This is a genomic window from Bacteroidota bacterium (assembly GCA_038746285.1).
Lineage (GTDB): Bacteria > Bacteroidota > Rhodothermia > Rhodothermales > JANQRZ01 > JANQRZ01.
Genome location: JBCDKT010000014.1, coordinates 22,500 through 42,281, shown reverse-complemented (window position 1 = coordinate 42,281; position 19,782 = coordinate 22,500). Strand labels below are relative to the sequence as shown.

Here is a 19,782-nt window from a genome sequence, read left to right as displayed (position 1 = left end):
CGCTATGAAGATCCCCTCTCAGCAGACTGCCGCCGCCGCGTACACTCGCGTCCAGACGCCGCCCGCGCAGGCGGCCCCGCCCGCACCGCCCGGTGAGGCGAAGGCGGCGACCGAGGCTCCGCCCGCCGCCGGCACGCCGGCCCGGACCGGTGGCCTCTCCATCGCCGAGCAGCAGATGATCGACCGGTACTTCCCGCCGAGGCCGGAGATGACGCTCCGCCTCTACGGCCCCGGCCGCGAGGCGCAGACCGTCAGCCCCGGCGCCCTCGGCGGCCGCCTCGACCTCAGCGCCTGACGCCGCAGTGCTCAGCGACGCCGCGCCTGACGGCCGAGCGGACGCGGGCGCAGGGGCCGCACCACAGCCCCCGAAGCCGCGCTCCTCCCCCACTCCTCCCACCCGCCCGTTCCCCCGATGACCGTCTCCGAACTCCAGCGCCTGCGCCAGGTCGCGCCCGCCGGGAACGACGCCTTCCCGCGCGTGCCCTTCGGGGGCGAGGCCGAGGACACGCGCTTCAGCGACACGCTCGCGGCGGCCATCGGCGAGGTGGACACGGCGCAAAAAGTGGCCGACGAGAACGTCGAGGCGTTCATCGCGGGCGAGCAGGAGAACGTCCACGAGGTGATGATCTCGATGAACGAGGCCAAGACGCACTTCCAGCTCATGACCGAGGTCCGCAACCGGATGCTGGAGACCTACCAGGAGCTGATGCGCATGCAAGTCTAACCAACGACGAATGACGAGCGACGAGCGCCGAGCACCTGCACCCCCTCGTCGTTCGTCGCTCGCAACTCGCCACTCGAATGTCTTTCTTCCAGAACGTTCGGCAGTTCGTGCTGCGCCTCGCGCCGGGGCAGCGGTTCCTCCTCGGGGCGGTGCTCGTCGGCGGCCTCGCGGTCCTCGGCGGGATCGCCTACTGGGCGGGGCAGCCCGACTACACCCTCCTCTTCGGCCGCCTCGAAGCGACCGACGCGAGCCGGGTCGTGGAGACGCTGCGCGCCGAGGGCGTCCCTTACAAGCTCGAAGAGGGCGGCGGCGCGATCTACGTCCCGCGCCAGCAGGTCTACGACCTTCGCCTCCGGTTCGCGGGCGAGGGCGTCGTCTCCGAGGGCCCGGTGGGCTACGAGCTCTTCAACAGCGGCACGATCGGGATGACGGACTTCATGCAGAAGCTCAACTACAAGCGCGCGCTCGAGGGCGAGCTCTCCCGGACGGTCTCGAACATCCGCCAGGTGGCGCAGGCGCGCGTCCACCTCGTCCTCCCCGAGCGCAGCCCGTTCCGCGACCGCCAGACGCGGCCGAGCGCGAGCGTGGTCCTCCAGCTCGGCGGCGGCGGCGGCCTGGCCCCGGGACAGATCGAGGGCGTCGCGTCGCTCGTCGCCGGGGCCGTCGAGGGGATGAGCGTGGCCGACGTCACCGTGCTCGACACGCGCGGCACGCTCCTCTCCAACCCTGACGCGGGCAACCCTGACGTCACGCTCACCTCGAACCAGCTCCGCACCCAGCACGCCGTAGAGGAGCACCTCGCCCAGAGCGGGCAGTCGATGCTGGACCGGATGCTCGGGCCGGGCCGGGCCGTCGTCCGCGTCGCCGCCAAGCTCGACTTCAGCCGGACCGTCGAGGAGAGCGACGCCATCGACCCGGAGAGCGCCACCGTCATCAGCGAGGAGCGGCTCGAGGAGCAGGCCGCCGCCGACGCCTCCAACGCGACCGTCCGCAACTACGAGCTCAGCCGCAAGCGCGAGCGCACCGAGCGCACCGCTGGAGCCGTCGAGGTGCTCACCGTCTCCGTCGTCCTCGACTACAAGCTGCCCGTCCAAGCCGTGGCCGACGAAGACGCGCCCCTCCCCGAGCCGGAGCCGTACGCCCCGCAGCAGGTCCGGGAGATCGAGAACCTCGTCAAGAACGCTGTCGGCTTCGACGCGGCGCGCGGCGACCGCTTCGCGATTCACCAGGCCCGCTTCGACACGTCGGCCGACGACCGGCTGGCCGAGGAGATGGACGCGGCCGGGCGCAGCGAGCGGCTCCAGTCCTACCTACGCTACGGCCTGATGGCGCTCGCGCTCGGGCTTGCGGCGTTTCTCATCCGCTCCACCGTCAGCAGCGTAGCCGGTGCCGGCAGCGACCCGCTCGCCCTGATCGCGGGCGAGGACCCGGCTTCGCTCACCGGCCGCCGCACCGCGGGCGAGCTCGCGGAGCGGGCCGAGGCCGACCAGGCCCTCCTCGCGACCGGCACCGAGGGTGCCGACGCGCCGCTCTCGGCAGACGACCTCTACACGAGCAAGCTGTCGGACGAGGCAAAAGCCCGGCTCAGCGCGCGCAGCGAGATCTACGAGGAAGTCAAGCAGAGCATCCTCGGCCAGCCCGAGGAGGCCGCCGAGCTGCTCAAGACGTGGATCGCGGAGGACCTCTTCCGGGAAGAACACGCCGCCTCCTGACCCCGCCTGACGATGTCCGAAACCGCCACCTTCCAGGCTCCCGCCACGGCCGCTCCCGAGCCGTCGCCGAGTGCTGCTCTCACGGGGTCGCAGCGCGCGGCCTCCTTCCTCATCCTCCTCGGCGTCGAGACGGCCTCCAAAGTCCTCGCGCTCCTCCCCGCCGAATACCTCGAGCGGGTATCCGTGGAGATCGCCCGCCTCCGAAACGTGCCCAGCGAGATCGTCGACGAACTGCTCTTCGACTACCACGACATGGCGCTCGCCCGGGAGCACGTCGCGCAGGGGGGGATCAGCTACGCCCGCGAAGTGCTCGAGAGCACGCTCGGGGCCAACCGGGCCGAGGACGTGATGATGCGCGTGGAAGCGGCCGTCGAGGTCTCGGCCTTCCACCTCCTCCAGACCGTCGAGATCGGGCGGCTCACGCGGTTCGTCGAGCGCGAGCACCCCCAGACGGCTGCGCTCATCCTAGCGCACCTCAACCCGCGCAAGTCCAGCGAAATCCTCGCCGAGCTCGCCGAGCCTCAGCGGGGCGAGGTCGTCTACCGCCTCGCGACCATGGGCCAGACCTCGCCCGAGCTGCTGCGCGACATCGAGGAGGTCATCCGCCAGCAGATCGGGTCGGTCTTCGCGGCGAGCGAGCGCGCGACGGGCGGCGTCAACCAGGTGGCACAGATCCTCAACGGCGCACCCCGCGCCGCCGAACGCGAGATCATGAACGGGCTCCGCGAGCGCGACCCCGACCTCGCCACGGCCGTCAAAAACCTCATGTTCGTCTTCGACGACCTCATCCACATCAGCGGGCGCGATCTCCAGCGGCTGCTGGTCGAGGTGGAACAGCAGAGCCTCGTGCTCGCCCTCAAAGGGGCGTCGGACGCCTTTACCGACCGGGTCCTCGAGAACGTCAGCGAGCGCGTGGCGGAGACCATCAAGGAAGAGCTCGACCTGCTCGGGCCTGTCCGCATCGCGGACGTCGAGGAGGCGCAGCAGGTCATCTTGGAGCGCGCGCAGGAGCTGGAGGAGTCTGAGGAGATCTCGCTCGACCCCGACAGCCAGGAGGAGATGCTCTAGCCGCTCATGGTTCCCCGTGCTCCCGCGCCGAGAAACGCCGCCCGACCGGTACCGGTCGGCGAGGCGTCGCCCGACCAGGCCCCGTTCGTCAGCGGCGTCATCCGCGGCGCGGGCACGCGGCGGGCGGGCGGCCTCACCGTGCGCCCGTGCCTGCTGCACGGGCCGGACCTGTCTGCGCCTCCTGCGTCTCCCGAGTCCGCGCCGGAGGCACCGGACCTCGCCGCCCTACGCGAGGCCTGGGAGGCCGAGTGGACGCAGCAGGCCGAAGCCGAGCGCGACGCCCACGCCGCGGCCGTCCGCGAGGAGGCCTATGCCGCCGGCTTCGCCGCCGCCCGCGACGCGTGCCGCGCCGAGCGCGAGGCCGAGCGCGAGGCCTTCGCCCGTGACGCGGCCAGCCTCCACGGTCTGTGGCAGGCACACCTGGAGCGCGCCGACCCGCTGCTCGTCGGCCTCGCCGTGGAGGTGGCAGAGGCGGTGCTGGGCCGTCCGCCCGACGAGGCGTCGCACGGTGCCATGACCGCCGCTGTGACGGCGGCGGTAGAGCGGCTTGCCGACCGGCCGCCGCTCGTCGTCGCGCTTCACCCCGTAGACCAGCTCCGCCTGCAGGAGACCGGGATGGCCGAGGCGCTCACGGCCGCGCACCCCGGCCTGCGCTGGGTGCCGGACGCGGGCCTCGCCGAGGGCGACTGGACCCTCGACGCCGATGGCGAGGCCGTGCGCCACGTCCGTGCCGAGGTACTCTCCGACCTGCGCCGCCGTCTCGGCCTCGCGCCGGACCCGCCGCCCGACAGCGCCCCATGACCGCCCTCGCGCACGCGCTCCAGCAGGCCCGCGCCCTGCCTCGCGGCCCGGTCGCCTACGGCAAGGTGCGCTCGATCGTCGGGCTCCTCGTCGAGGCCACCGGGCTGAGCGCCGCTGTCGGCGAGCTGTGCTACGTCTACGAGGGCACCCGGCCGAGCGGGCGGCGCATCAAGGCTGAGGTGGTCGGTGTCCGAGCCGGGGCGGCGGTGCTGATGCCGCTCGAGGAGACCCACGGCCTGCGAGCCGGCAGCCTTGTCCAGCGCTCGCACCTCCCCCTCTCGGTCCGCGTCGGCTCTGGCCTGCTGGGCCGGGTGATCGACGCGAACGGACGCCCCATCGACGGGGCTGGCCCGCTCGTGCTGGCGGACGAGCGCCCCGTGCAGGCCCCGCCCCCGCCCGCGATGGAGCGGCAGCTCGTCGACACGCCGCTGCTGACGGGCGTCCGCGCGGTCGATGCGTTCACTGCGCTTGGCAGGGGCCAGCGCATCGGCATCTTCGCCGGGTCGGGCGTCGGCAAGAGCACGCTCCTCGGCATGATGGCGCGGCAGACCGAGGCCGACGTCAACGTCATCGCCCTCATCGGCGAGCGTAGCCGCGAGGTGCGCGAGTTCGTCCACGACACGCTCGGCGAGGAGGGCTTGCAGCGCTCCGTCGTGATTGCGGCGACGGGCGACCAGGCCGCGATGACCCGGGTCAAGGCGGCCACGGCCGCCCTCGCCATCGCCGAGCACTTCCGGGACGAGGGCCGGGACGTCCTCCTGATGATGGACTCGGTCACGCGCGTGGCGATGGCGCAGCGCGAGATCGGCCTCGCCGTCGGCGAGCCGCCGACGACGCGGGGCTACACCCCGAGCGTGTTCGCGCTCCTCCCCCGCCTGCTGGAGCGGGCCGGGCCGGGGGCGGTCGGGACCATCACGGGCCTCTTCACCGTGCTCGTCGACGGCGACGACATGGACGAGCCCGTGGGCGACGCCGCGCGCGGCATCCTCGACGGACACGTCGTGCTCGCGCGCAAGCTGGCGCACGCGGGCCACTTCCCCGCCATCGACGTGCTCCAGAGCGTGAGCCGGGTGATGGAGCGCGTGACCTCGCCTGAGGCCCGCGCGGCAGCGGCCGAGGCCCGCAGCCTGCTCACCGCCCACCGCGAGATCGAAGACCTCGTCCGGGTCGGCGCCTACGAGCGCGGCCAGGACCCGCAGGCCGACCGCGCCCTCGACGCGCACGGCGCGCTCACCGCCTTCCTCCGCCAGCGCACGGACGAGCCCTCAGACCCGGACCCTGCCGCCACGCTCCGCCGGGTGCTCAGCGACGTGCCCGCCTAGCCCTTTGGCGCAGGGCTTGCCACAGTACCAGGACTGCCGCCCGCTCCCCTCGAACCACCCTCTGCACAGCTATGGCCGGAAAGACCTTCCGTTTCTCGCTGCAAAGCGTTCTCGACCTCCGCCGCCGCGAGGTTGAGGAGGCGGAGCACGCCCTGGGCCGCGCCGTGCAGGAGCGCCGGGAGCGCGAGGAGCACCTCGCTGCCACCCGCCGGAAGCGCGCCGAGGCCCACGCCGCTATGCCGGACGGCCCCATCGACCCGACCGTGCTCCGCCGCCGCGCCGGCTTCCTCGGCGACCTCCGCAGCGCTGAGGCCGAAGCTGCCCGACGCCTCGACGTGGTCCGGGAGCAGGAGACCGAGGCGCGGTGCGCGCTCACCGCGCGTCGCCAACCGGAAGAGGCGCTCAGGGTGCTCCGCGATCAGGAAGCGAGCGCCCACCGGCGCGCCCAGGCCAAAGCCGAAGCCGACTTTCTCGACGAGCAGGCCTCGACCAGGCACCGCCGGCGCATCCGTCCCGTCCCGCACTCCTGACTCTATGCGCAGCATTCTCTTCATCGCGCTCGGCTCCGTCGCCGCCTTCGTCGCTGGCCTCGCGGGGACGTACGTCCTGATGCCCATCGTGGCCCCCGACTTCGTCGCCGCCGAGCGCATGGTGGCCGACAGCCTCGCGGCCGACAGCCTCGCAGCCGACAGCCTGGAGGCTGCTGCTCTCGTTGCCGAAACTGAGGCGCCCACTCCGGCCTCGGCGGACTCGCTCGCGGCCCTGCAGCGGCGCCTAGCGGAGTACGAGGCCCAGATCGGCGCGCTCCAGACGGAGATCGGGACGACGAAGGCACAGCAGGCCCAGGCTCGGGACCTCATAGCCACCCTGATCAAACTCGAGCGCGACGACCTCTCCGCCGTCCTCGCACGCCTCGACTTCGATGTCCTGGCGCTCCTCTACGCGGAGGCGTCGGCGCGCGACCGGACGCGCCTGCTTGCCGCCCTCGAGCCCTCCCGGACAGCGATGTTCGTACGCCGCCTCGCTTCACAGCCCGGCCAGGGCACGGCCATTTCCAGCTGACGCTTCCACCGTGCTGATCCCTCTCCTCCCTGCTTCCCCGGAGGCACTTGCCTCGGACACCCCTCAGCCCCTTGCGGGGACAGACGCCCGCCTGGGGTTCGGCGAGGCGCTCGGCCGCGCTCTGGCCTCTCTCGCTTCCGCCTCTCCGCTCCCAGGCACGGAGGCTCCGCGCCCTGGCCCTGTCGCTGCGGCGGCCTCTACCCTGCCAGCCAGTAAGCCGCTCGCCACCGGCCTCGAAGCGGGTTCCGGAGCTGCTGCGGAGGCAGACCCGGTGGACGCGTTGCCCCTCTCTGGACCCAACCCGCTGTCGGAGGAGCCTAACACAGAGCCGGCACCCGGTGCAGAGCCAGAGTCGGACGTAGAGCCGGCACTCGGTGTCGGTGCGACCGAACCCGCCGGTGCAGCGGCGCTGCGCCAGCCCAGCGACCGGCGGTCGGTGCTACGGCAGCAGGCTGCACCCTCGACCTCGGAGAGCACCCTGCCTCCTGCGCAGCCCGGCGAGGGCCTGCCCGCACCTGACGCAGAGCCACTCGGTGCCTCGCCTGCACCTGCCGGTACCCTCCAGACCGGTAGGCCGCCGTCTCTGGCGGAGGCGACTCGGGCAGAGCCTGCCTACCCCTTCGCGCGCATGCCCTCGGCACCTGCATCTCCGAGACCGGCTCCTTCGGCGTCCACGTTCTCAGCGCCGGTACCCCCGGTGCCCGAGCGCTCGGCACCGGCTCGGCCAGAGCGTCCGGTGGAGGAACGCACTGCCGGTGCGCCGGCACCTGCCCTCGCGCCGCACCAGGGCTTGGCGCGCGCCCGCGGCGCGGCTGGCGCGCGGCCAGCTCAGCCGTCCCCGGCCCAGGCGCTCCCCGCCGATCCGCTCGCTGCAAACGCAAGCGCTGCAGAAGCTGAGGCACCGGACGCTGCCGGCGCTGTGAGGCCTAGTTCTACGCTACCTGTTCGCCTAGCTTCGGAGCCGCCGCCGCGGGCTGCGCTGCTCACTCCTCCGAACGCACCGCCTGCTCCCGCCGAGGCCCCGCGCCGGGTTCCTGCGGAGCCTCCCCCAGCACCAGAGGCCGCAAGGGTTGCCGCGAGCGATGACCCGCCTGCTGCCCTGTCGCCTCTGGCCGTCGCGCTCCCTGCACCGGCTCCCGCTGGGCGTGCCGGGGTGCCGATGCTTCAGCGCGCAGCGCCTCGTGCGCCGGCCCTAGGGCCTGACGCTCCCGCGCTTCAGCGGCCGGGCGTACCGCAGGTGGGTGCCGAACCGCACCCGGCCCCTGACATCCCGCGCCCGGCCATCACTGCCCCAGAGTTTGTCTCGCCCCCGGGCCGGCCGCTGGGTCTCGCCAGCACGCCCCAGGCTGGGTCACCTCCGGCGCGCGCCGCGACGCCGCAGACCGCCGAGCGTCTGACCACGGACCCGCGCCAGCCGAGCGAGCCTCGCCCCGTAGCCCTCGACTCGCTGTCGGCTGCCGAGACCCCTTCGGAGGCGAACCCGGAGCCTCCACCTGTGCCGAGCCCGCATGCGGCCCCCGACGCCTCGGCGGCCGAAGCGGTGCTGCCCGAGGCTGAACCCGTCCAACTTGCCGCTTCCGAACGCGCCTCCGCACCGGTACCCTCGGGCAAGAGCGAGCCGGCCGCGCTGCTGCCGCGCCCGATCCTCTCGGCAGCGTGGCTCCAGCGTCTCGGCGAGATGGCCCCGCGCGCCGTCGCCGGAGCGTGGCAGACGGTGCGCCTCGCGCTAGGCGGTGCCGACGGTGAGCTCACCGTCAGCACGCGGCGCGACGAGGACCGGGTCTCCGTCGCGGTCCAGTTCAGCGACCCCCGCCTCCGCACCCTTGCCGCCGAGCACGTCGACCGGCTCCAAGGCGCTCTCGAAAGCCGGTACGACGCCGACGTGGACCTCTCGTTCGCCCAGGACGAGGGCCGTCCCTCGCAGGAGGGGACTCCGGAGCCTGCTCCTGCTCTTCATTCGCCCGCATCCCCGACCGCCACGGAGGCTGCCGAGTCCGCACGCACGGACCGTCCCGCTCGTCCCCTAGGCCGCAACGAGTGGGTAGGCTAAGGCCCTCACCTGAACCCCCAACCCTATGGAGCTATTCCCCATTTCCGACGTCTCGCAAGGGCAGAACCCCTTCCCGACCTCGGACCGCTCGGCCGACCTCGACCGGGACGACTTCCTGCAACTGCTCGTGGCGCAGCTCGCCAACCAGGACCCGACCAATCCCCAGGAAGGGCACGAGTTTGCCGCGCAGCTCGCGCAGTTCTCGTCCGTCGAGCAGCTCGCCAACATCAGCGGCACGCTCGCGGTCCACTCCGAGCAACTCGCGATCCTCTCCGAAGGCACGGCGGCGGCGGCAGGCCAGCAGATCGCGCTGGCGAGCGCCATCAACGACCGGACGACGCTCACCGCGGCCACCGCGCTCATCGGGCAGACGGTCGAGGCCGAGGGCAACACGACCGTTTTCAACGGCACCGACCCGTCGGCACTCTCCTTCTCGCTCGCCGCCCCGGCGTCCGACGTGACGATCACGATCCGCGACGCTAGCGGGGCCGTCGTCCGGACGGTCAGCCCGGGCCATCTCGGCGAGGGCGCGCACGTCCCGACCTGGGACGGCCTGGACGACAAAGGCGACCCCGTGGAGCCCGGCGCCTACACCTTCGAAGTCAAGGCCACGGACACCGACGGCGAGGCCGTCGAGGCAACCACGTTTACGCGCGGACGCGTGGACCGGATCAGCATCGACGAGGACGGGCCGAGGCTCTGGATCGGGCCGTTCGCGCTGGCGCTCGACGACGTGATCAGCGTCATCCCCTAGCCCTGTTTCTGCTCACCAACCCGACCTCCCGTGAACGTCCGTCACCTCGCCTCCCGCGTCGACGCGCCCGGCCTGCCGGCGGGGCCGTCGCCGGCACCGCGCCCCGCGCCTCCGGGCGAGGCGTTCGCCGAGACGCTGCGGCGAGCCCAGGGGCCGGACCTCACCGTCTCGGCCCACGCCGCCGGCCGGATCGCGCAGCGCGGCATCTCGCTGAGCCAGGCCGACCGCGCCTCGATCACGGAGGCGATGCAGCACCTCGACGCCAAGGGCGCACGCGACGCCCTCCTGCTCCGCACCGACGCCGCCTTCGTCGTCAACGTCCCCAACCGGACGGTCGTGACGGCGCTCGGGCAGCAGGACCTCAAAGACCGCGTCTTCACCGGGATCGACAGCGCCTTCGTGCTCTGATCCCGCCCCGCAACCCTCCCGTTTCACTAACCACGTACCACCGGCTGGCCCCACCGCTGCGCGCAGGAGCTTCGGCGCGCCGCACCGGGAGGCCGGACCGTAGCTGACCGACCGACGCTGCGGACCACCCTAACCACAGGACCCTCCTATGATTCGCTCTCTCCGCACCGGCATCTCCGGCCTGCGCAACCACCAAGTCCGCATGGACGTCATCGGTAACAACATCGCCAACGTCAACACGGTCGCCTTCAAGCGCAGCCGCGTGGCCTTCAACGAGCTGCTCGGGCAGAAGCTGCTCGGCCTCGGCCGCTCGGCGGGCGGCCAGGGCGTCAACCCCGCCACCGTCGGCAACGGCGTCGCCGTGGCCTCCATCGACCAGGACTGGAACGTCGGGTCGTTCGAGAACACGAGCATCGGCACCGACCTCGCCCTGGCCGGCGACGGGTTCTTCATCGCCGAAGGGATCGAGGGGAACGTGCTCACGCGCGCCGGCAACTTCCGCTTCAACGCCGCCGGCAACCTCGTTACCTCGGGCGGCCTCGCCGTCCAGGGCTGGGCCTTCGCCGAGGACGGCACGCTCAACACGGGCCAGCTCCAGGACATCTACCTCGACCTCGACGCGACCGCCTCGCCCGTGGAGACGGCCAACGTCAGGCTCAGCGGCAACCTCTCCGCCGACATCGACGCCACCTCGGACGACAACGAGGTGACGCGCACGTCGGTCATCCACGACGCGCAGGGCAAGGCCCATACGCTCGTCATGACGATGCGCAAGACCGACGTCGACGAGTGGGAGATCGCCTCCGTCGAGATCGCTGGCGACCCTGACGCGGAGCCGCCCGTCCCACCGACGGCGCTCACCGTCTCGGCCGGCACGATCGAGTTCGACACCGACGGCAACCTCGTCGCGCCGGACCCGGCGACGTTCGACATCACCGGCACCTTCCCGGACTCCGCCGGGGACGACGTCGCGATCACGCTCGACATCGGCGACCTCACCCAGTACGGCGGCTCGACGACAGCGGCCGTGAGCGAGCAGGACGGGCAGGCCGCGGGCCGCGTCATCAGCTACGGCATCAACCCCTCGGGCATCCTCACCGTCGGGTTCTCGAACGGCGAGCAGCGCTCGATCGCCCAGCTCGCCATCGGTACGGTCAACAACCCGGGGGGCCTGGAGCAGCTCGGCGAGAACTTCTACGGCGCGACCAGCGTCTCGGGCGACCTGCTGATCGGGCGCGCGGGGCAGGAGGTGGTCACCTCGGTCGTGGCCGGGGCCCTCGAGGCGAGCAACGTGGACCTCGCCACCGAGTTCACCGAGATGATCGTGACGCAGCGGGGCTACCAGGCCTCGGCCCGGGTCATCACCACCTCGGACGAGCTGCTGCAGGAGGTCGTCCAGCTCAAGCGGTAGGCCCCGCTCCTCGCAGCCCTGGCACGAGCCGCGCCCGTCGACCCTCTAGTCGACGGGCGCGGCGCTTCTAGGCTCTGTCTGGACTCTCCCTCTGGCGTCACCCCGAACCCGCCTCAGGGTCTCGGGTACGCCTCGGGCTCGGCGAGGTCCCGGACCGGGGTCCGGGATGGCAGCCCCCTGCGTTTCCGAACGTGCCCCAGGTTTGGCGCGGGCCATCGGGCCTCCGCTTAGCAGCGCCTTGCCGGGGTCGATAAAAAGACCGAGCCTACCCCCTGCCGCACCCCTGGGCTGCCGAGGCGTCACGCGCGTGGCCCTGGCAGCGCGACGGGCGCAGCGGCATGATTTTCCGCTGCACGCCTACCCTCTTTCCCCCTCCGCCTGTTATGGAGAAGTCAACTCCCATCGGTCTCGGCGTGGGTTTCGTCCTCATCTTCGGGACGATCCTCATGGGCGACGGCTGGACGACGTTCCTGGACCCGGGCTCGCTGCTGATCGTGCTCGGGGGGATGACCGCGGCGCTGTTCGTGGCCTTCTCGATGCAGGAGATGATGGGCGTGCTCCCCGCCCTCAAGGCGTTCCTGGCCTTCCAGGAGCCCGACCTGCGCGCCCACGTCGACGAACTGGCAGACCTCGCCCGGCTGGCACGGCGCGAGGGCCTGCTCGCCCTGGACCGCCGCCTCGGCGAGACCGAGAACGAACTGCTCCGGCTCGGGCTCGAGATGATGGTCGACGGGGTGGAGCCGCAGGAGATCGAGGAGCTGATGCGCGCCCAGTTGGAGGAGGGGCTCCGGACGCCCCACCTCTTTTCGCGCGTCTGCGACACGGCCGGGCTCTACGCCCCGGCCTTCGGCATGATTGGCACGCTGATTGGTCTCATCCAGATGCTCCAGAACCTCAACGACCCCAGCGCCATCGGCCCCGCGATGGCCGTCGCCATGATCACCACCTTCTACGGCGCGTTCGTCGCCAACCTCATCTTCCTCCCGCTGGCCAACAAGTCGAAGAAGCAGCGGGCGGTGATGGCGCAGGAGGGCCACCTGCTGCTGACCGGCGTCCTCGGCCTCGCCCGCGGCGACAGTCCCAACTTCCTCGAGAAGCGCCTGCGGGCCTTCGTCGGGGGCGAGGAGGACCCGGCGGCCGCTGACGACTCCGCCCCCGCCCTCGCCCAAGCGGCCTGACCCGGCGCGCGCCTGACCCCTCACGGACTAAACCTGGTATGGAAGAGGAAGAAGACAACGGCATGCCCACCGCGCCATTCTGGATGGCGACGTTCAGCGACATGGTGACGCTGCTCTTGGCCTTCTTCGTGATGATCGTGGCGATGTCCGAGGTGGAGGTCAAGAAGTTCGAGGAGGCGCTGAGCTACTTCAGCGGTGGCACGGGCCCGATGAACCACCGGGCCGCAACCCCCTCTCGCCGCATGTCGCCCGAGGAGATGACCAGGAGGCGCACACGGTCGGAGCGGTACGAGAAGCTGCTCCAGTACCTCAAGGACAACGACCTGGAAGACGCCGTCACCGTTCACCTCACCGACGAGGGGTTGCACGTCATCATCACGGACTCCGTCATGTTCCGGTCCGGCGAGGCCGACCTGCTCGAGCCCTCGCGGCGGCTCCTGAGCAAGCTCTCCGGCATCCTCGGGTCGGGCGGCCTCGAAGCCGTGCTCGTGGAGGGCCACACCGACGACCGCCCCATCCGAACCCCTCGCTTCCCGTCCAACTGGGAGTTGTCGGCGGCGCGCGCTACCTCGGTAGTGCGCTACCTGCTCGGCCAGGAGCACGCGCTCGACCCGGCACGCTACACGGCCACCGGGCACGCCGAGCACCGTCCCCTCGCCCCCAACGAGGACGCGGCCCGACGCGCTCGCAACCGGCGCGTCGAGATCCTGTTCGAGTGGGGGGGCGCGGCAGAGCCCGCGGGGGCCTCCTCCCCTGTCCCCGGCTCAGTCGACAGGCCCCGGCTTCCGACCCCGATCTCTGCGCGCGCACCGCGCCCTTCCGATGGCAGCTGACCCTACCCCTGAAGCTGAGCACCCCGACGGCGCGGCACCGGCCCCTGAAGGCGGTCGCGGGCGCGGCCGGGTCATCCTGGCGGCCGCCCTGCTAGCTGCGGCCGGCCTCGGAGCCACCGTGGCCTACAGCCAGTTCGGAGCGGTCGACCGCATTGTGAACGCGCAGCAGGACGACCCCGAGGACGTACCGCCTGTGGAATACGGGGAGTTCATGCAGCTCGAGCCGCTCGTCGTCAACCCGGCCGAGACCGGCGGGGCCCGCTTCCTCATGGTGAGCGTAGCGCTGGAGAGTGCCGAGGCTGCTGTGCTCGAAGAGGTCGCGCTGAAAGACGTCGTCGTCCGCGATGCCATCAACTACGCCCTCAGCCAGAAGACCGTCGGCACCCTCGGGGACGTCGGCAGCCGCGAGGCCATCAAGGAGGAGATCCGCACGCTCGTCAACGGCCTCCTCAGCGAAGGCACCGTCGACAGGCTCTACTTCACCCAGTTCATGCTCCAGTAGCTCACAGCCCCGATGCCGGACGCTCCCGACCAGCCTCTCCCCCTCGACCCGACGGACCTCGACCTCTTGCACGAGACGCTTGGGGAGGACGAGATCGATGCGCTGCTGCAGATGCGCTCCGCGATAGGCGTGGACAGTGCCCCTATCGATTTCAACCTGCTGGACGAGTTGGCAGAGTCGAAGAGGCATCAGGCCGTCACCTACGACTTCAGGCGGCCGCGCCTGTTCTCCCTGGACCAGACACGGGTTCTCCAGTACGTCCACGAGTCGTTCGCCCGCGACCTGTCGGTCTACCTCTCGGCCCAGCTCCGCACGATGGTCGAGATCACCCTGTCCGCTGTGCAGCAGCTCCTCTATTCGGAGTACGTCGCCTCGAGCGTCGCGCCCTCGGCGCTCTACATCGGCGAGGCGAGGGGCCAGCGCCTGGAGCACCAGTTCATCCTCGAGCTGGACTCCCGGTTTGGCATCTACATGATAGAGAAGCTCTTCGGCGGGCCGGGGCAGTTCCCTGCGGCAACGCAGGAGGCCTCCCAGATCGAGCAGCGTATCATAGGCCGGGTTGTCCGCCGCGCGTTCGACGAGTTGGAGACGTCGTGGGAGCGCCTTCAGGAGATCAAACTTCGCGAGGTCGCGTTCGAGTCGAACGCGGAGTTCGTCCAGATCCTCCCGAGCATGGAGCCCGTCCTGGTCGCCGCCTTCGACCTCCAGGTGCAGGGCCACGTCTCGTTCGTCAAGCTCTGCTACCCCTACCTCATGCTGGAGCACATGATGGGGCACGCGGGCATGCAGCGCTGGATGTCGAGCAAGGTGACCGCCGTGCCTCCCGAGACCCGCGCCCGCTACGAGCGCGCCCTCCGCACGATGGACGTGGAGCTCCGCGCCGAGCTCGGCCGGACGCGCCTGTCGATCCATGACCTGACGACCCTCCAGGAAGGGGACGTCATCCCGCTTCAGCGCCGGACGCAGGAGCCCGTCCAGGTGTTCATCGGGGAGCACGAGAAGTTCAGCGCCGTCGCCGGTCATGCTGGACAGCAGCGCGCCCTCCGCATCCTCGACGTTGCACAGCCGGCGGCGTTCCCTCCTACTGCCTGAAGACCATGAGTGTCTCTCTCTCCATGCAGGACCTCCTCGGCGCGGTACGCACCGTGCTCTCCAGCCTCCTCGGCCGCGAGGTCCAGCTCACTGCTCAGCCCACCGAGGCACCCGACGACGTGGCGGCAGAACGTCATAAGCTGACAGCGAGCTCGGAGGCGGGCGAGCTGCTCTTTACGGTGGCCCTCGACGCCGGGTGGGTACCTGCGCTCTCCGAAGCCCTGCCAGGCGAAGCCCCGGCCGAGACGGACGATCTCCTGCTGGACCTCGCCTCCCGGATCTACAGCGGGCTCCTGGACCAAGCGAAGACGGCAGGGCTGGCGGTGCCGGAGGCCGTCTTCGCCGTGGCAGCATCGGCTCCTGCGCTGCCGACGCCGGGGCAGGCCGTCGCCTTCGAGTGGGCGCAGGACGACGCCTCGCTGGCCGGCTATCTGCTTTTTCCAGACCGTGCGGCTTCCCCGCCTCCGCCCGGACCCGCGGCCGAAGCCATCCCAGGCATTGCCCGACCCTCCTTCGAGGACCTGGGCAGCGAGCGCCTCGGCGGCGGCGAGGCTGGCAATCTGGACATGCTCTCCGACGTAGAGCTCGAGGTGACCGTCGAGCTCGGCCGCCGCCGGTTGCCGCTTGCCGACGTGCTCCGCCTCACCACAGGCAGCATCGTCGAACTAGACAAGCTCGTCGGGCAGCCGCTGGACATCTACGCGAACGGCCGGCTGGTCGCTGAGGGCGAAGCCGTCGTGATCGACGAGCAATTCGGCGTGCGCGTGACGAGCCTCGCCGCCCGTCAGCGGCAGCAGAAGACGCTGTTCTGACGGCGCACGGGCGGAGCTGTGTACCGCAAGGCGTTCCCCCGGCGGGACGAAAGCTTTTCCGCTCCGCCCGGCTCCGAGCGGCAGGCGTCGCCAGGGACGGCGCTGCCCGGAGGCCGAGCCGGGCGGCACCGTTTTTGGCGCTGGCCGGCGCAGACTCCATCCGCCCTCTGATGCGCTTCCGCCTCCGCCCCGGCCTCGCCACGCCGCGCCCGCTCCGCCGCGCGCTGCTCTTCGCCGGGGGCCTGCTCCTGCTCTTCCTCGTCGTCCACCTCGCCCCTGCGTCCGAGACGGCCCGCGCCGGGCCCCGCCTCCTGAGCGCGGGCAATCTGCTTGCCCTCGCTCTCCTGGCGGGCGGCGGGGCGTGGGCGCTCCACCTCCGCAAGCGTGCGGCTTCGGCCGGGCACGCGCCGGCGCTGCTGGAGCCGGTCGGGCAGATGCAGCTGGCGGCGGGGCAGCAGCTCCGGCTCGTCCGCTGCGGCGGCGAGGTGCTGCTGCTCGGCGTGGCGAGCGGGCAGATCACGCTCCTGCGGCGCTACGACGCCGAGGCGTTCGACATCGAGGCATTCGGTGCGGAGCGTGCTCCCGACCTCGCGGAAGATGCTCCGATGCCACCGGGCTTCGCCGAGCTTCTCCGCACTAGCCTCGGGCGACCCACGCATGCGTAACGCCCGCCCGGTCCGCCTCCTCCTGCTCGCCCTGCTGCTGGTCGGTTTCGCGCCGGGGGCCGCGGCGCAGGAGACGTCGCCAGACCTCGCTACCGAGGCAACGGCGACGGGCAGTGCAGCGGGTGGTGGATCAGGCAGCGTGCTCACTCCGCTCCCCGGCGTCTCCGTCACCGGCGGCGGCGAGGACCTCGCCCTCCCGATCCAACTCCTGCTGCTGCTGACGGTGCTCACGCTCGCGCCGTCGATCATCATCCTGATGACCAGCTTCACGCGGCTCGTGGTCATCTTCAGCATCCTGCGGACCGCGCTCGGGATGCAGCAGTCGCCGCCGACGCAGATCATCATCGGGCTGGCGCTCTTCCTGACCTTCTTCATCATGTCCCCGGTGATCGAGGAGGCCAACACGAACGCGCTCCAACCCTACCTCGCCGACAAGATTACCCAGGCCGACGCCCTCGCGCTCGCCGCCGCGCCGACGAAGGCGTTCATGCTGGAGCAGACGCGCGACAAGGACCTCATGCTGTTCATGGACATGGCCGGCATCGACGGGTTCGCCGACGTGTCCGAGGTGCCGCTGCACGTCCTCGTCCCGGCGTTCGTGATCTCGGAGCTTCGGATCGCCTTCCAGATCGGGTTCATGCTGTTCCTGCCGTTCCTCGTGGTCGACCTGATCGTGGCGAGCGTGCTGATGTCGATGGGCATGATGATGCTCCCGCCGGTGATGATCTCGCTCCCGATCAAGCTCCTGCTGTTCGTCCTCACCGACGGGTGGTACCTGATCGTCGAGTCTGTCGTGCGCGGGTATCTGGGAGGATGAGGGCGTGGGGGGAACGGGAGGAAAGGAGGGAATGGAGAGAGAATCCAGAATCTAAAATCTGAGAATTCCCAACCGTATGAACACCGACGTAGCCCTGTTCTGGATGCGCGAGGCGATGCAGCTCGCGGTCCTCGTGACGGCCCCGATGCTCGGCGTCGCGCTCGCGGTCGGTCTCCTGGTGAGCCTCTTCCAGGCGGTGACCTCGATGCAGGAGATGACGCTGAGCTACATCCCGAAAATCCTCGCGATCGCCCTCATGCTCCTGCTCCTTGCCCCGTGGATGCTGGAGATGCTGACCGACTTCGCCGCGCAGGCGTTCTCGTTCATCCCGAACGTCTCGCGGTGAGTTCGGAACGAAGGGCGTGGAGGGCAGGGAGAGCGTGGAGGGCCTGATGCCGACCGCCTCCTCCCACCTCGCAGCCTCCTCCTTTCCACCCTCCTCTCCTTCCATTCCCTCCACGCCGAACAATCCCTCGCCGTGCTCCTCGACCCCGACCACCTGCTGCGCGCGCTGCTCGTCTTCGTCCGCGTCGGCGGGCTGTTTGTGGCGGCGCCGTTCTTCGGGCAGCGGCTGATTCCAGTGCAGGTCAAGGTGATGCTGGCAGCCGTCCTCGCGTTCAGCCTCGCCGGGCTCGTCGGCGGCGCGCTCCCGCCGGGCGTTACGCACCCGGTCGGCTTCGTCGTGGCCCTCGCTGTCGAGGCGCTGACGGGAGCGCTGCTCGGGTTCGCGGCGCAGTTCGTGTTCTACGCCGTGCAGTTCGCGGGCGACGTGATCGGGTTCCAGATGAGCCTGAGCCTCGCGCAGATCTACAACCCGATCAGCGGCGAGCCGTCGAACCCGCTCGGGCGCGTGCTCACGCTGGGGTTCATGCTGCTCTTCATCCTGCTCGGCGGGCCGCAGCAGCTCGTTCTGGCGCTCGTCTCGTCGTTCCAGGTGGTGCCGCTGGCCGGGGCCGACCTCGCGGCGGGCGGGCCGCTGCTGCTCCAGTGGACGGGGGCGTTTTTCACGACGGCCCTCCGCCTCGCCGCCCCGTTCATGGTGACGCTCTTCCTGATCGACGTCGCGCTCGGCGTCTTCGCCCGCGTGGTCCCGCAGGCCGACCTGTTCTCGCTGGGCCTGCCGCTCAAGATCCTCGCCGGGCTGAGCCTCTTCGCGCTCTTCGTCCAGCAGTTCGGCCCCGTCGCCCCGGACCTCGTCGCGCGGATGGTCGAGGACGTAGCGCAGCTCCTCGGCGTGCTCGGCGGCTAGGTGGGGTTGGGCGTGTGGGGGGTGAGGCTCTGGGAGTGTAGGGAAAGGCTTTCCTGAACAGACGGCGTGGGCTTCCAGAAGCTAAGCCCTCCGCAAGCGTCAGCATGGTTCTACGCGTCGTTGACGCGCTGGCACGCTCGTTGACATGGCACGGCGGAATCCCCACGCCGAGCCGTGAGCGACCAGCCCGACCGACAGGAAAAGATTCACGACCCGACCCCGACGCGCCTGAAGAAGGCGCGCGAGGAGGGCAACCTGTTTCGCTCGAAGGAGATGTCGTCGGTGGGGCTGCTGGCCGTCAGCGCGGCGCTCCTCATCCTGGGCATGCCAGCGGCGTTCGGCGCGCTGCAGCACCTGACGGCGCGGCTGTTCCTCGGGGCCCCGACGATGGAGTTCACGACGGCGAGCGTGCAGGGCCTCGTCGCGGACATCGGCTGGCAGGTGACGCTCGTGCTCGCGCCGTTCTTCGCCGCCCTCCTCGTGGCCGGGGCCGGGCTCAGCGTCGCCCAGACCGGCTGGAACGTCTCCGTCAAGCCGCTCGTGCCGAAGGCCAACCGCATCTCGCCGCTCCAGGGCTTCAAGCGCATGTTCTCGTCGAAGGGGCTGTTCGAGACGGCCAAGTCGCTGGTCAAGATCGCCGTCGTGGGGCCGCTCGCGTTTCTCGCCATCCGGAGCCATCTGCCGCAGATCCTGTCGCTGCACACGGTCCCGCTCGAGGGCATCTTCACGATGGCCGCCGGGTGGATCGCGCTCCTGCTCGTCCAGATGCTCGCCGCCCTCGCGGTGCTCTCCGCCGCCGACTTCTCGTTCGAGAAGTGGAAGTACAAGCAAGACCTCAAGATGACCGACCGGGAGCTGAAGGACGAGGCCAAAAACCAGGACGGCGACCCGCTCCTCAAGGGCAAGCGCCGGCAACTCGCCCGCGAGATGGCCCGCCGCCCGCGCCTCGACCACGCCGTGATGCAGGCCGACGTCGTCGTCACCAACCCGACGCACTACGCCGTCGCGCTCGCCTACGACCCGCTCACCGGCAGCGCGCCGCGCGTCCTCGCCAAAGGCGTCCGCAAGCGCGCCCTCCGCATCAAAGAACTCGCCGCCGACCTCGGCACCCCGACCGTCGAGGACCGGCCGCTGGCGCGGGCGCTCCACGCGACGGTCGACGAGGGCCACGAGATCGCCGAGGACCTCTACCCCGCCGTCGCCGCCGTCCTCGCCGAAGTCTACCGCCAACGTGATGCAACGGTAGGAGCTTGATTACAACGGTAGGGGCTTGATTAATCAAGCCCCTACGCCGCCACGCCTGACCCGGGCGCAGCATGCTG

Annotated in this window: 22 protein-coding genes; all 22 read left to right on the top strand. The window is 70.9% G+C overall.

The genetic code is table 11. The annotated features are described in order from the left end of the window. Positions 1 to 4: 4 nt before the first annotated feature. The 22 genes from AAGI91_06555 (at position 5) to AAGI91_06450 (ending at position 19,714) form a co-directional block, all read left to right on the top strand. Positions 5 to 295 (top strand): hypothetical protein, encoded by a 291-nt coding sequence (locus tag AAGI91_06555; GenBank protein ID MEM1042277.1) that lies wholly within the window; start codon positions 5 to 7, stop codon positions 293 to 295. A gap of 117 nt (positions 296 to 412) precedes the next feature. Next, positions 413 to 724, top strand: coding sequence for a flagellar hook-basal body complex protein FliE (gene fliE / locus AAGI91_06550; protein ID MEM1042276.1), 312 nt, complete (start codon positions 413 to 415; stop codon positions 722 to 724). A gap of 77 nt (positions 725 to 801) precedes the next feature. Then, entirely contained in the window at positions 802 to 2,436 is a 1,635-nt protein-coding gene (gene fliF, locus AAGI91_06545) for a flagellar basal-body MS-ring/collar protein FliF (protein MEM1042275.1), read from the top strand. A gap of 12 nt (positions 2,437 to 2,448) precedes the next feature. Continuing rightward, a complete protein-coding gene (fliG, locus tag AAGI91_06540; protein ID MEM1042274.1) occupies positions 2,449 to 3,504 on the top strand; it encodes a flagellar motor switch protein FliG in 1,056 nt (351 codons plus the stop codon). Between the two features lie 6 nt (positions 3,505 to 3,510). Then, positions 3,511 to 4,305, top strand: coding sequence for a hypothetical protein (locus AAGI91_06535; GenBank protein ID MEM1042273.1), 795 nt, complete (start codon positions 3,511 to 3,513; stop codon positions 4,303 to 4,305). Beyond that, positions 4,302 to 5,627 (top strand): FliI/YscN family ATPase, encoded by a 1,326-nt coding sequence (locus tag AAGI91_06530; protein ID MEM1042272.1) that lies wholly within the window; start codon positions 4,302 to 4,304, stop codon positions 5,625 to 5,627. Before AAGI91_06535 ends, AAGI91_06530 begins: the two co-directional genes overlap by 4 nt. A 71-nt stretch (positions 5,628 to 5,698) precedes the next feature. Then, entirely contained in the window at positions 5,699 to 6,157 is a 459-nt protein-coding gene (gene fliJ, locus AAGI91_06525) for a flagellar export protein FliJ (protein ID MEM1042271.1), read from the top strand. A gap of 4 nt (positions 6,158 to 6,161) precedes the next feature. Further along, complete coding sequence (locus AAGI91_06520; protein ID MEM1042270.1) at positions 6,162 to 6,689, top strand: hypothetical protein; 528 nt, start codon at positions 6,162 to 6,164, stop codon at positions 6,687 to 6,689. Positions 6,690 to 7,926: 1,237 nt separating this feature from the next. Next, positions 7,927 to 8,739: a hypothetical protein gene (locus tag AAGI91_06515; GenBank protein ID MEM1042269.1), complete on the top strand. Its 813-nt coding sequence runs from the start codon at positions 7,927 to 7,929 to the stop codon at positions 8,737 to 8,739. Positions 8,740 to 8,764: 25 nt separating this feature from the next. Continuing rightward, entirely contained in the window at positions 8,765 to 9,493 is a 729-nt protein-coding gene (locus AAGI91_06510) for a FlgD immunoglobulin-like domain containing protein (protein MEM1042268.1), read from the top strand. A 30-nt stretch (positions 9,494 to 9,523) separates the two neighbouring features. Beyond that, positions 9,524 to 9,901: a TIGR02530 family flagellar biosynthesis protein gene (locus AAGI91_06505; protein ID MEM1042267.1), complete on the top strand. Its 378-nt coding sequence runs from the start codon at positions 9,524 to 9,526 to the stop codon at positions 9,899 to 9,901. Positions 9,902 to 10,049: 148 nt separating this feature from the next. Next, a complete protein-coding gene (locus tag AAGI91_06500; GenBank protein MEM1042266.1) occupies positions 10,050 to 11,312 on the top strand; it encodes a flagellar hook protein FlgE in 1,263 nt (420 codons plus the stop codon). 383 nt (positions 11,313 to 11,695) lie between these two features. Further along, positions 11,696 to 12,490 (top strand): MotA/TolQ/ExbB proton channel family protein, encoded by a 795-nt coding sequence (locus tag AAGI91_06495; protein MEM1042265.1) that lies wholly within the window; start codon positions 11,696 to 11,698, stop codon positions 12,488 to 12,490. Positions 12,491 to 12,528: 38 nt separating this feature from the next. Further along, complete coding sequence (locus tag AAGI91_06490; protein ID MEM1042264.1) at positions 12,529 to 13,323, top strand: flagellar motor protein MotB; 795 nt, start codon at positions 12,529 to 12,531, stop codon at positions 13,321 to 13,323. Then, complete coding sequence (locus tag AAGI91_06485) at positions 13,313 to 13,825, top strand: flagellar basal body-associated FliL family protein (GenBank protein ID MEM1042263.1); 513 nt, start codon at positions 13,313 to 13,315, stop codon at positions 13,823 to 13,825. Before AAGI91_06490 ends, AAGI91_06485 begins: the two co-directional genes overlap by 11 nt. A gap of 12 nt (positions 13,826 to 13,837) precedes the next feature. Beyond that, positions 13,838 to 14,917 (top strand): flagellar motor switch protein FliM, encoded by a 1,080-nt coding sequence (gene fliM, locus AAGI91_06480; protein ID MEM1042262.1) that lies wholly within the window; start codon positions 13,838 to 13,840, stop codon positions 14,915 to 14,917. Positions 14,918 to 14,922: 5 nt separating this feature from the next. Further along, positions 14,923 to 15,729 (top strand): flagellar motor switch protein FliN, encoded by an 807-nt coding sequence (gene fliN / locus AAGI91_06475; protein ID MEM1042261.1) that lies wholly within the window; start codon positions 14,923 to 14,925, stop codon positions 15,727 to 15,729. A 170-nt stretch (positions 15,730 to 15,899) separates the two neighbouring features. After that, positions 15,900 to 16,394, top strand: a complete 495-nt coding sequence (locus AAGI91_06470) for a flagellar biosynthetic protein FliO (GenBank protein ID MEM1042260.1) — start codon at positions 15,900 to 15,902, stop codon at positions 16,392 to 16,394. Next, on the top strand, positions 16,387 to 17,211 hold the full coding sequence (gene fliP, locus AAGI91_06465) for a flagellar type III secretion system pore protein FliP (protein MEM1042259.1): 825 nt from the start codon (positions 16,387 to 16,389) through the stop codon (positions 17,209 to 17,211). The genes AAGI91_06470 and fliP overlap by 8 nt, the downstream gene beginning before the upstream one ends. Before the next feature lie 76 nt (positions 17,212 to 17,287). Then, the gene (fliQ, locus tag AAGI91_06460; GenBank protein MEM1042258.1) at positions 17,288 to 17,557 is read left to right on the top strand and encodes a flagellar biosynthesis protein FliQ; all 270 of its coding nucleotides are present in this window, start codon (positions 17,288 to 17,290) and stop codon (positions 17,555 to 17,557) included. A gap of 132 nt (positions 17,558 to 17,689) precedes the next feature. Next, positions 17,690 to 18,460 (top strand): flagellar biosynthetic protein FliR, encoded by a 771-nt coding sequence (gene fliR, locus AAGI91_06455; GenBank protein ID MEM1042257.1) that lies wholly within the window; start codon positions 17,690 to 17,692, stop codon positions 18,458 to 18,460. Positions 18,461 to 18,634: 174 nt separating this feature from the next. Beyond that, positions 18,635 to 19,714, top strand: a complete 1,080-nt coding sequence (locus tag AAGI91_06450) for an EscU/YscU/HrcU family type III secretion system export apparatus switch protein (GenBank protein ID MEM1042256.1) — start codon at positions 18,635 to 18,637, stop codon at positions 19,712 to 19,714. The last annotated feature ends 68 nt before the right edge of the window (positions 19,715 to 19,782 follow it).

What these genes read in the sequence shown, in the direction of transcription:
- AAGI91_06470 (MEM1042260.1), top strand. Translation starts at nt 15,900, where the DNA reads ATGCGCTTCCGCCTCCGCCCCGGCCTCGCCACGCCGCGCCCGCTCCGC.
- fliF (MEM1042275.1), top strand. Translation starts at nt 802, where the DNA reads ATGTCTTTCTTCCAGAACGTTCGGCAGTTCGTGCTGCGCCTCGCGCCG.
- fliM (MEM1042262.1), top strand. Translation starts at nt 13,838, where the DNA reads ATGCCGGACGCTCCCGACCAGCCTCTCCCCCTCGACCCGACGGACCTC.
- AAGI91_06500 (MEM1042266.1), top strand. Translation starts at nt 10,050, where the DNA reads ATGATTCGCTCTCTCCGCACCGGCATCTCCGGCCTGCGCAACCACCAA.
- AAGI91_06535 (MEM1042273.1), top strand. Translation starts at nt 3,511, where the DNA reads ATGGTTCCCCGTGCTCCCGCGCCGAGAAACGCCGCCCGACCGGTACCG.
- fliP (MEM1042259.1), top strand. Translation starts at nt 16,387, where the DNA reads ATGCGTAACGCCCGCCCGGTCCGCCTCCTCCTGCTCGCCCTGCTGCTG.
- AAGI91_06520 (MEM1042270.1), top strand. Translation starts at nt 6,162, where the DNA reads ATGCGCAGCATTCTCTTCATCGCGCTCGGCTCCGTCGCCGCCTTCGTC.
- fliE (MEM1042276.1), top strand. Translation starts at nt 413, where the DNA reads ATGACCGTCTCCGAACTCCAGCGCCTGCGCCAGGTCGCGCCCGCCGGG.
- AAGI91_06495 (MEM1042265.1), top strand. Translation starts at nt 11,696, where the DNA reads ATGGAGAAGTCAACTCCCATCGGTCTCGGCGTGGGTTTCGTCCTCATC.
- fliN (MEM1042261.1), top strand. Translation starts at nt 14,923, where the DNA reads ATGAGTGTCTCTCTCTCCATGCAGGACCTCCTCGGCGCGGTACGCACC.
- fliJ (MEM1042271.1), top strand. Translation starts at nt 5,699, where the DNA reads ATGGCCGGAAAGACCTTCCGTTTCTCGCTGCAAAGCGTTCTCGACCTC.
- AAGI91_06555 (MEM1042277.1), top strand. Translation starts at nt 5, where the DNA reads ATGAAGATCCCCTCTCAGCAGACTGCCGCCGCCGCGTACACTCGCGTC.
- fliG (MEM1042274.1), top strand. Translation starts at nt 2,449, where the DNA reads ATGTCCGAAACCGCCACCTTCCAGGCTCCCGCCACGGCCGCTCCCGAG.
- fliQ (MEM1042258.1), top strand. Translation starts at nt 17,288, where the DNA reads ATGAACACCGACGTAGCCCTGTTCTGGATGCGCGAGGCGATGCAGCTC.
- AAGI91_06485 (MEM1042263.1), top strand. Translation starts at nt 13,313, where the DNA reads ATGGCAGCTGACCCTACCCCTGAAGCTGAGCACCCCGACGGCGCGGCA.
- AAGI91_06490 (MEM1042264.1), top strand. Translation starts at nt 12,529, where the DNA reads ATGGAAGAGGAAGAAGACAACGGCATGCCCACCGCGCCATTCTGGATG.
- AAGI91_06530 (MEM1042272.1), top strand. Translation starts at nt 4,302, where the DNA reads ATGACCGCCCTCGCGCACGCGCTCCAGCAGGCCCGCGCCCTGCCTCGC.
- AAGI91_06510 (MEM1042268.1), top strand. Translation starts at nt 8,765, where the DNA reads ATGGAGCTATTCCCCATTTCCGACGTCTCGCAAGGGCAGAACCCCTTC.